We start from the raw sequence: 9,195 nt of genomic DNA on the forward strand, positions 1-9,195 counted from the left end.
TCAGGGGGTTGCGCATACGACCTGTATACAGCAAGTATGCCTAGCAGTGCAGCCACCGAGATCGTGAGGCCTTGACCCCATGGACAACGAACAGCGCAGGGACGCGGCGGGGGACGACACGCGGGCTCCTCGGGGGGCGACGCCGCAGGAGGCGCCCCCGCCGGAGGCGATCGCGGTGCGGCCGGACCGCGGCGCACTGCTCCGCGCCTTCGTCGCGAGCCTGACCGGCACCTCCCTGGAGTGGTACGACTTCGCGGTCTACTCGGCCGCCTCGGCACTCGTCTTCGGCAGGCTCTTCTTCCCCTCCGAGGACCCGCTGACCGGCGCCCTGCTGGCCTTCTCCACGTACGCCGTCGGCTATGTCTCGCGGCCGCTGGGCGGCTTCGTCTTCGGCCGGCTCGGGGACGTCATCGGCCGCAAGAAAGTACTGGTGGCGACGCTCGTACTGATCGGCGCCGCGACGTTCCTCATCGGGCTGATCCCGCCCCAGTCCGCCATCGGCCCCGTCGCCCCGGTGCTCCTGGTGCTGCTGCGGTTCGCGCAGGGCGTCGGGGTCGGCGGCGAGTGGGGCGGGGCCGTCCTGCTGACCAGCGAGTACGGCGACACCCGCAGCCGCGGCTTCTGGGCGTCGGCCGCCCAGATCGGCCCGCCGGCCGGCAACCTCATGGCCAACGGCGTGCTGGCCGGGCTCGGCGCCCTCCTCACCGAGCAGCAGTTCTTCTCCTGGGGCTGGCGGATCGCTTTCCTGCTCTCCGGCGTCCTGGTGCTCTTCGGACTGTGGATCCGGATGCGGCTGGAGGAGACGCCGGTCTTCAAGGCGATGGAGGCGGGCGGCGACCGGCCGCAGGCGCCGATCAAGGAAGTGTTCACGACCCAGCCGCGGGCGCTGGCGGCCGCGGTGCTCTGCCGGGTCGCACCGGACGTGCTGTACGCGATGTTCACGGTGTTCGTGCTCACCTACGCGACCCAGAAGCTGGGCATGCCGCGCAGCAGCGCCCTGACCGCGGTGCTCATCGGCTCGGCGCTGCAGATCGTGCTGATCCCGCTGGCCGGCGCCCTCTCCGACCGCTGGAACCGGCGCCGGCTGTACCTCGGCGGCACGGTGGCGGCGGGCGTGTGGCCCTTCGTGTTCTTCCTGATGACCGGCGGCGGCTCGTGGGCCCTGCTGGTGCTCGGGGTGGTCGGCGCGCTGGTGATCCACTCGCTGCTGTACGGTCCGCAGGCCGCCTTCGTCGCGGAGCAGTTCAGCCCGCGCCTGCGGTACACCGGCTCGTCGCTCGCGTACACGCTGGCCGGTCTGATCGGCGGTGCGGTGGCGCCGCTGCTGTTCACCGCGCTGCTGGGTACCTTCGGCACGTGGCTGCCGCTGGCCCTGTACCTCGTGGGCACGGCCGTGCTCACCGTCATCGGCGTGCTGCTGGGCCGGGACGCCGACCACGACGAGGACGAACGGTACGTCAGGGAGTCGGCGGACCGGGCGCGGGAGCGCGCGGCCACCGCGGCACCGGGCGACTGAGGCCGGCCGGGCCGGCACGGAGAGAAGAGACGAGGAAGAGGAGCCGCATGCGTATCGCGCTGTGCCAGATGACCAGTACGACCGAGCCCAAGGAGAACCTCGCGGCCGTGCAGGACCACGTCCGCCGCGCGGCGGAGGCGGGCGCGCGCCTCGCGGTCCTGCCCGAGGCGGCGATGGTCCGCTTCGGCGTCCCGCTCGGCCCGGTCGCCGAGCCCCTCGACGGGCCGTGGGCCGACGGCGTGCGCGCCGTCGCGCGGGAGACGGGCGTGACCGTGATCGCGGGCATGTTCACCCCGGCCGCCGACGGACGGGTCGCCAACACGCTGCTGGCCACCGGGCCCGGCGTCGAGGAGTCCTACGACAAGATCCACCTGTACGACGCGTTCGGCTTCCGGGAGTCCGACACGGTGGCCGCGGGCGAGCGCGTGGTGACCATCGACGTCGACGGCGTGCGCGTGGGGCTGGCGACCTGTTACGACCTGCGGTTCCCCGAGCTGTTCCGGGCCCATGCGGACGCGGGCGCGGCCCTCTCCGTCCTGCCCGCTTCGTGGGGCGCCGGGCCCGGCAAGCGGGACCAGTGGGACCTGCTGGTGCGGGCCCGCGCGCTGGACGCGACGGTCTGGGTGGCGGCCGTGGGGCAGGCGGCTCCCGACCCCGGCGCCGACCCCGAGCAGCCCACCAAGGCGCCCACGGGCGTCGGGCACAGCGCCCTGATCGGCCCGGACGGCACGGTACGGACCCGGCTCGGCGCCGCGCCGGAACTGCGTACGGCCGAGGTGGACCCGGCGGAGGCCGAGCGGGTGCGGCGGGCCGTCGCCGTGCTGGACAACCGCCGGCTGACCTGACGGCCGACGCGCGGGGCCCGGCCGCCGGGCCCCGCGCGGGGTCAGGCGTTCAGCAGGATGCGCTGGGTCGCCTGGAGGTGGCTGTCGATCGCCGCGCAGGCGGCCTGGCCGTCGCCCGCCGCCAAGTGGTCGAGGATCTCCTGGTGTTCGGCGAGCACCTCGTCCTGGCGGTTCCCCGCCCGGTACAGCGCGGTCACCCCGGCCCGGATCTGCCGGCTGCGCAGCGTGTCGTACTGACGGCTCATCAGCGTGTTGCCGACGGCGGCCACCAGGGTGGCGTGGAAGCGGTGGTCGGCGGCGATGAACTCGCGGGCCGAGTCCTCGCCGCGCAGCCGGTGCTGTTCGGCCAGTACGGCGGTCATCTCGGTCACCGGCGCCGAGCCCTCGCGGGTGGTCCGTTCGGCGGCGAAGCGCTCGATGAGCCCGCGCATCTCCATCAGCTCACTGATCTCGCGGCCCGAGAGCCGGGCGATGTGCGCACCGCGCTTGGGCACCAGCCGCACCAGATCCTCGGCGGCCAGCAGCAGCAGCGCCTCGCGGATGGGCGTGCGCGACACCCCGATCCGGTCCGCGATCTCCTGCTCGGACAGGAACCGGTCCTGCATCTCCGGGTCGGTGAGCACGCTGTCCTTCAGGTACGCGTACGCCTTCTCTCGTCCCGACTGCACCGATCTCCCCGCTCCTGGCGATTGCATACAAGTTGTATGCGACTGTAGGCGAAATTACCACGGAGCGGGGAGCGGGGCGGTGGGAGCCGGTCAGCTCACGGCCTTCCGGACCTTCTGGACGAACTTCACGAGAATCCAGATGACGATGCCGGCGAAGAGGAACAGCACCAGGAACGCCTGCCACAGCGGCATCTTGTGCCCCGTGGACGACGAGCTGCCGTAGTCGTGGCGCGAGGAGAAGCCACCGCCCGACGACCTCCTGGAGCCGCTCTTGCTGACACCGCCGCTGCTGCTGCTCTTGCTGATGCCGCCGCCGCTGCTGCCGCCCTTGCTGCCGGTGCCGCGCAGCGACGACAGCGCGGCGTGCGGGGCGGACTTGGCGGCGGGTGCCGCCTGTGCCGCGGCGGGTGCGGCGCCGAACAGGGCGCCGACCAGGAGGAGTACGGCTGCCATACGCATGTGGAACCCCCGTTGAGTGGATGGAAGAGTGGGCGCGCCGAAGCGCCGTCGCACCCTAGGCCATGCACGCGTACGGCCGAAACTCGCGGGTGTTGCCGGGACGGGTGTCGCGGAGGCGGGTGTTCCGGAGACGGGTGCTCCGGAGAAGAGCGCGGGCGGGGTCCGCCGGTGACCGTCCCGGCGGGCCCCGCCCGTTTCCGTCACACGGCGGGGGCCCCACGCCCACCCGTCATGCGGCGGCCGTACGGGACCGGCTGCGGTCCCCGACGGTGCGTACCCGCCTGGCCAGCGCCCGGGCGCGGCCGGCGGCGCGGGCACTCGTGCGCCGCCACGCGCGGCGGTGGCGGGTGGCGCGCAGCTCCGAGAAGAGGAGTTCGTAGCGGCCGAGGATGCGGTCGGGGTCGAAGCGGCGGGCACCGGCCAGCGCCGCGGCCCCCATGGCGCGGCGGCCGGGCTCGTCGTCGATCAGCTGGAGCAGGGCACGTGCCAGGGCTTCGGCGTCGCCCTTGGGCACGAGGCGCCCGTCGACGCCGTCCCGGATGATCTCGGCGGGGCCGAGCGGGCAGTCGGTGCTGACCACCGGCAGCCCGCACCGCATCGCCTCGACGAGCGTCATCCCGAAGGACTCGGCGTCGGAGGCGGAGGCGACCAGCGACGCCTTGGCGAATTCGGCCTCGATCGGGGAGCGCGGGCCCATCAGCGTGACCCGGCCGGCCAGCCCGCGGCCGTCGATGAGCTGTTGCAGCCGCTCCCGCTCGGCCCCGCCGCCGTAGATCCGCAGGGACCAGTCGGGACGCTTGGCCGCGACCGTGGCGAAGGCCTCGACGAGCAGGTCGAACCGCTTGCCGTGCACCAGCCGGCCGGCCGCTGCGACCACCTTCGCCGAGTGGTCGGCGGGCGGGGTGTCCGGGGCCGGGACGATGTTCGGGATGGCCAGCACGCGGACCCCGGGCAGCGGCATCCGGGCCCGGTAGACCGCGGCGTCGGCCTCGGTGGTGGTGATCAGGGCGTCCAGCGAGCGGTAGTGGCGGGCCAGCTCCCGGCGCAGCTTCTTGCTGTGCGCGTCGTGCCGCAGGTGCTCCTGGGCGATGCGCAGCGTGCCGCGCCGCCCGAAGCGCGCCAGGTAGACGTTGATGCCCGGCCGGGTGCCGATGACCACGTCCGCGCCGGAGGCGGCCAGGTACTCCGCCACGCGCACGTCGTGCAGCAGGCTGTACTGGTGGTGGCGCTTGTCCGCCACCGGGAAGGCCCGCGCCGGCTCCGCCCACCTGGGGTCCGTGGTGTCCGCGCCGCCCACCCGGGTGTCGACCAGCGGCACGACGCGCACCCGCGGGTCCACCGTGAAGCGCGGCGTCTCCCGGTGCCGCATCATCGAGGCGATCTCCACCTCATGGCGGTCGGCGAGCGCGGCCGCGAGGTTGAGCGTCGTACGGATGGTGCCTCCGATGGCATAGGCATTGTGGAGGAGAAACGCGATCTTCATGCAGGGACCTTCCTCCGGCGGCGCCGGGCCGGCCGCACGGTACGCCGCAAGGCTGGCCGACGGAGGTAAGGGAGGGCCCCGGCCAAGGTGAGAGCCGGGTAAGAACCACCACGCCCGGCCCGCCTCCGGCGGGAATCGGCGGTAGCGGCACGGCACAATTCCCGTGTGCCCCAGACTGTGCTGCTCGCCGAGGACGACCGTGCCATCCGCAACGCCCTGGAACGCGCCCTGACGCTGGAGGGGTACCAGGTCACGGCGGTGGCGGACGGCATCGAGGCGCTCGCCCGGGCACACCGGGAGCGCCCCGACGTGCTGGTGCTGGACGTGATGATGCCGGGCATCGACGGGCTGCAGGTGTGCCGCGTGCTGCGCGCCGAGGGCGACCGGGTGCCGATCCTGATGCTCACCGCCCTCGTGGAGCCGGCGGACCGGATCGCCGGGCTGGACGCCGGAGCCGACGACTACGTGGTCAAGCCGTTCGACGTGGAGGAGGTCTTCGCCCGGCTGCGGGCGCTGCTGCGCCGGGTGAACGACGGCCGTGCCGAGGACTGGCCGCAGGCGCAGGAGCTGCTCACGGCGGGGGACCTGCGGCTCGACGCGCAGGCCCGGCGCGCGTGGCGCGGCGAACGGGAGCTGGAGCTGTCGCGTACCGAGTTCAACCTGCTGGAGCTGCTGGTCAGGAACTCCGGCATCGTGCTGGACCACGCCGTCATCTACGACCGTATCTGGGGCTACGACTTCGGGCCGGGGTCGAAGAACCTGGCGGTCTACATCGGCTACCTGCGGCGCAAGATGGACGGTCCTGGCGAGCCGCCGCTGATCCACACGGTACGGGGTGTCGGCTACGTCCTGCGGGAGGCGTGAGATGCGGCCCTCGCCCGCCAGCCTGCGCACCACGTTCACCACGCTGTTCGCCGCCGTCGCCGTCGCCGTGACCCTCACCATCGGCTTCCTCAGCTACGACGCTGCGGCACGGCTGGTGCGGGTGGACGAGAAGTCGGTCTTCAACGAGGTGGTGCACGACCTCCAGAGCCAGGTGCGCCAGGAGCGGCTGACCGCCGCCGACTACGCCACGTCCGACCCCGACCACGACGGGCCCCGGGACGACCTGATCCGCCCCACCCGGACGGACGTGCAGGTGCTCGGCCCCGGCGGGAGCGTCGCCGACCACGGGAACCCCCGGCTCCCGGTGGTGGCCTCGGACCGGCGGATCGCCGCCGCGCGGAAGCCGGCGACGACGACGCACACGGAGCGGGAGCTGGACGGCGACGAGTACCGCATCGCGACCGTGGCGCTGGGCGGTGGCCGCGGCGCCGTGCAGGTCGCCCAGCAGTTCAGCGACACCGAGGACCTGCTGACCCAGCTGCAGCGGCGTACGGCGGTGCTCGCGCTGGCGGTGGTGGTGGCGGCCGGGCTGGCGGGCTGGTGGCTGGCGCGCCGGATCACCGGCCGCCTCGTCCGGCTGACCGCGGCCGCTGAGGAGGTGGCGGAGACCGGGGACCTGCGGATCGCGGTACCGGTGGCCGGGCGCGACGAAGTGGCCCGGCTGGGCCTCGCCTTCGACCGCATGCTCGGCCGGCTGGCGCGCTCGGTCGAGGACCAGCGGCGCCTGGTGCAGGACGCGGGGCACGAGCTGCGCACCCCGCTCACGTCGCTGCGCACCAATATCTCGGTCCTCGCGCGCATCGACCGGCTGCCGCCCGCCGCCCGTGCGGAGCTGACCGCCGACCTGGCCGGGGAGGTCAGGGAGCTGACGGATCTGGTCAACGAACTCATCGAACTGGCGGCCGGTCAGCTGAACGACGAGCCGTACGTGGAGGTGTCCCTCGCCGAGATCGCCGAGGACGTCGCGGCGCGGGCCCGGCGCCGTACCGGCCGCGCCGTCACCGTCGAGGCGGACGACACACTGGTCACCGGGCGGCCCGCCGCGCTGCAGCGGGCCGTGGCGAACCTCGTCGACAACGCCACGAAGTTCGACGCCGACGGGGACGAGCCCATCGTCATCGAGGTCACCGGCCACCGCGTCGCCGTGTACGACCGCGGCCCCGGGCTCACGGAAGAGGAGTGCGCCCGCGTCTTCGACCGCTTCTACCGCGCCCCGACAGCGCGCTCCCTGCCCGGCTCCGGGCTGGGCCTCTCCATCGTGCGCGAGGTGGCCGGCGCCCACGGCGGCACGGTCTTCGCGCAGCGGCGCGCGGGCGGCGGCGCGGTCATCGGCTTCACGGTGCGCTGAAGCCGGCGCGTCCGGCAGCGGCGGAGCGGTCACCCATGAACGGTTGAGGGTTGTACCAGGACTTCTCCAAGCCCGCATGGGCCGGGCCCGCCGCGAGCAGCACTGTCCAGGAGGCCGGGCCGGGACGACACCACGGCACCGGCACATGACACGCGCACCCGTGTGCGCGGCAGCACCAGGAGGACAGCACCGATGGCCCACACCCTCCACCACACCGCGGTACGCCCGGCCGGCCCGGCACCCCACGCGCCGCGCTGCGCGGCGGCCGCCCCCACCGACCCGGTCCCGTGCGAGGGACCGCGCGACGCCGCGACCATCATCGACCGGGACGGCCGGGAGGCGGCCGGCTGCGTCACGCACTGCGCCCGCCTGCTGGCCGGCAACGACGGCGCCCGCGTCCACCCGTTCACCTCGGCGGCCCACGCCCTCGACATCTACTCACGGGCCCGTGAACTGCCACCGTTCGCCTGGGAGATAGGCAGGTAGCGGCCCGGTCCCTTAGGGTGGCCGGTGCAGCTGGTTCGCCCCGTCCGCCAGGCGGGATGCGTCGCAAGAGGGAACCCGGTGGGAATCCGGGACTGCCCCGCAGCGGTGAGCGGGAACGACCGCCGTCATACGCACTGGGTCCTGAAGGGCCCGGGAAGCGACGGCCACTAGGTGTTCTTGCCGGTATCGGCGAGGACGTGCCCGCGAGTCCGAAGACCTGCCACTGCCCGCGTACGGACGACTCGTGCGCGGACATCCCGGTGACCTCGAGGGCGGGTCGGCGTACACACCGAACGGATCGGCCAATGGCCGCCGCCGTCCGGTCCGTCACCCTTCGCGTCCTCGTCCCGTCCCCGGGACCTCAGGGATTCATCTCGCGAAGGAGATCTCCGTGACAGCCAAGTCCGCAGCCGCGGCAGCACGGGCCACCGTGTACGGCTACCCCCGCCAGGGACGGCACCGGGAACTGAAGAAGGCGGTCGAGGGCTACTGGAAGGGCCGCGTCGGCGCCGACGCGCTGCACGCCACCGCCGCCGGACTGCGCGGCGCCAACTGGCGGCAGCTGGCCGACGCCGGCATCGACGAGGTCCCCACCGGCGACTTCTCGTACTACGACCACGTGCTGGACACCACCGTCATGGTCGGCGCGATTCCGGACCGGCACCGCGCCGCCGTCGCCGCCGACCCGCTCGACGGCTACTTCGCCATGGCGCGCGGCACGCAGGAGGCGGCGCCGCTGGAGATGACCAAGTGGTTCGACACCAACTACCACTACCTGGTCCCCGAGCTGGGACCCGACACCGTGTTCACCGCCGACTCCGGCAAGCAGGTCGCCGAGCTGCGCGAAGCCCTCTCCCTCGGGCTGGCCGCGCGGCCGGTCCTGGTGGGTCCCGTCACCTACCTGCTGCTGGCCAAGCCCGCGCCCGGCGTGGCGGCGGACTTCGACCCGCTCACCCTGCTGGACCGGCTGCTGCCGGTGTACGCCGAGGTCCTCGCCGACCTGCGCGCCGCCGGCGCCGAGTGGGTACAGCTCGACGAGCCCGCCCTCGTCCAGGACCGCACCCCGGCCGAGCTGACCGCCGCCGGACGCGCCTACCGCGACCTCGGCGGGCTCACGGACCGGCCGAAGCTGCTGGTCGCCTCGTACTTCGACCGGCTCGGCGACGCGCTGCCGGTCCTCGCCGGGGCGCCGGTCGACGGACTCGCGCTGGACTTCACCGAGGCCGCGGCCGCGAACCTCGACGCCCTCGCCGCCGTCGGCGGGCTGCCCGGCAAGCGGCTGGTCGCCGGCGTCGTCAACGGCCGCAACGTCTGGGCCAACGACCTGCAGGCGTCGCTCGCCACGCTCGGCACCCTGCTCGGCCTCGCCGGCCGGGTCGACGTCTCGGCCTCCTGCTCCCTGCTGCACGTCCCGCTCGACACGGCGCCCGAGCGGGACATCGATCCGCAGATCCTGCGCTGGCTCGCCTTCGCGCGGCAGAAGACCGCCGAGGTCGTCACCCTGG

At 73.7% G+C, this 9,195-nt stretch carries 8 protein-coding genes, 1 pseudogene and 1 riboswitch; of the genes and pseudogenes, 6 read left to right on the forward strand and 3 right to left on the reverse strand.

Going from position 1 to position 9,195, the window contains the following annotated elements:
* The first annotated feature begins 79 nt into the window (after positions 1-79).
* Positions 80-1,516, forward strand: coding sequence for an MFS transporter (locus C3486_RS30220; RefSeq protein WP_103835985.1), 1,437 nt, complete (start codon positions 80-82; stop codon positions 1,514-1,516).
* Between the two features lie 47 nt (positions 1,517-1,563).
* Complete coding sequence (locus tag C3486_RS30225; RefSeq protein ID WP_103835986.1) at positions 1,564-2,361, forward strand: carbon-nitrogen hydrolase family protein; 798 nt, start codon at positions 1,564-1,566, stop codon at positions 2,359-2,361.
* Between the two features lie 41 nt (positions 2,362-2,402).
* On the opposite strand, the gene C3486_RS30230 is transcribed toward C3486_RS30225, so the two are convergent.
* The 3 genes from C3486_RS30230 to C3486_RS30240 all read right to left on the reverse strand — a co-directional run bounded on the left by C3486_RS30230 (position 2,403) and on the right by C3486_RS30240 (position 4,971).
* Entirely contained in the window at positions 2,403-3,029 is a 627-nt protein-coding gene (locus C3486_RS30230) for a GntR family transcriptional regulator (RefSeq protein ID WP_103835988.1), read from the reverse strand.
* 90 nt (positions 3,030-3,119) lie between these two features.
* Positions 3,120-3,482 carry a hypothetical protein gene (locus C3486_RS30235; protein ID WP_103835989.1) on the reverse strand — a complete coding sequence of 121 codons (363 nt, stop codon included), beginning with the start codon at positions 3,480-3,482 and terminating at the stop codon, positions 3,120-3,122.
* A gap of 235 nt (positions 3,483-3,717) precedes the next feature.
* Positions 3,718-4,971: a glycosyltransferase family 4 protein gene (locus C3486_RS30240; RefSeq protein WP_103835990.1), complete on the reverse strand. Its 1,254-nt coding sequence runs from the start codon at positions 4,969-4,971 to the stop codon at positions 3,718-3,720.
* A 165-nt stretch (positions 4,972-5,136) separates the two neighbouring features.
* On the opposite strand from C3486_RS30240, the gene C3486_RS30245 reads away from it, so the two are divergent.
* The 4 genes and pseudogenes from C3486_RS30245 to C3486_RS30260 form a co-directional block, all read left to right on the forward strand.
* The gene (locus C3486_RS30245; RefSeq protein WP_103835992.1) at positions 5,137-5,835 is read left to right on the forward strand and encodes a response regulator transcription factor; all 699 of its coding nucleotides are present in this window, start codon (positions 5,137-5,139) and stop codon (positions 5,833-5,835) included.
* A gap of 1 nt (position 5,836) precedes the next feature.
* Positions 5,837-7,204 (forward strand): HAMP domain-containing sensor histidine kinase, encoded by a 1,368-nt coding sequence (locus C3486_RS30250; RefSeq protein WP_103835993.1) that lies wholly within the window; start codon positions 5,837-5,839, stop codon positions 7,202-7,204.
* A gap of 192 nt (positions 7,205-7,396) precedes the next feature.
* Entirely contained in the window at positions 7,397-7,690 is a 294-nt protein-coding gene (locus C3486_RS30255; RefSeq protein ID WP_103835995.1) for a hypothetical protein, read from the forward strand.
* A 31-nt stretch (positions 7,691-7,721) separates the two neighbouring features.
* Positions 7,722-7,913: riboswitch (cobalamin riboswitch) on the forward strand.
* 168 nt (positions 7,914-8,081) lie between these two features.
* A pseudogene (locus C3486_RS30260) lies at positions 8,082-9,195 on the forward strand (5-methyltetrahydropteroyltriglutamate--homocysteine S-methyltransferase); the annotation flags it as partial.

This window comes from Streptomyces sp. Ru73 (genome assembly GCF_002920575.1).
In the GTDB taxonomy this organism is placed as follows: Bacteria; Actinomycetota; Actinomycetes; order Streptomycetales; family Streptomycetaceae; genus Streptomyces.

What these genes read in the sequence shown, in the direction of transcription:
- C3486_RS30220 (WP_103835985.1), top strand. Translation starts at nt 80, where the DNA reads ATGGACAACGAACAGCGCAGGGACGCGGCGGGGGACGACACGCGGGCT.
- C3486_RS30240 (WP_103835990.1), bottom strand. Translation starts at nt 4,971, where the DNA reads ATGAAGATCGCGTTTCTCCTCCACAATGCCTATGCCATCGGAGGCACC.
- C3486_RS30235 (WP_103835989.1), bottom strand. Translation starts at nt 3,482, where the DNA reads ATGGCAGCCGTACTCCTCCTGGTCGGCGCCCTGTTCGGCGCCGCACCC.
- C3486_RS30250 (WP_103835993.1), top strand. Translation starts at nt 5,837, where the DNA reads ATGCGGCCCTCGCCCGCCAGCCTGCGCACCACGTTCACCACGCTGTTC.
- C3486_RS30255 (WP_103835995.1), top strand. Translation starts at nt 7,397, where the DNA reads ATGGCCCACACCCTCCACCACACCGCGGTACGCCCGGCCGGCCCGGCA.
- C3486_RS30225 (WP_103835986.1), top strand. Translation starts at nt 1,564, where the DNA reads ATGCGTATCGCGCTGTGCCAGATGACCAGTACGACCGAGCCCAAGGAG.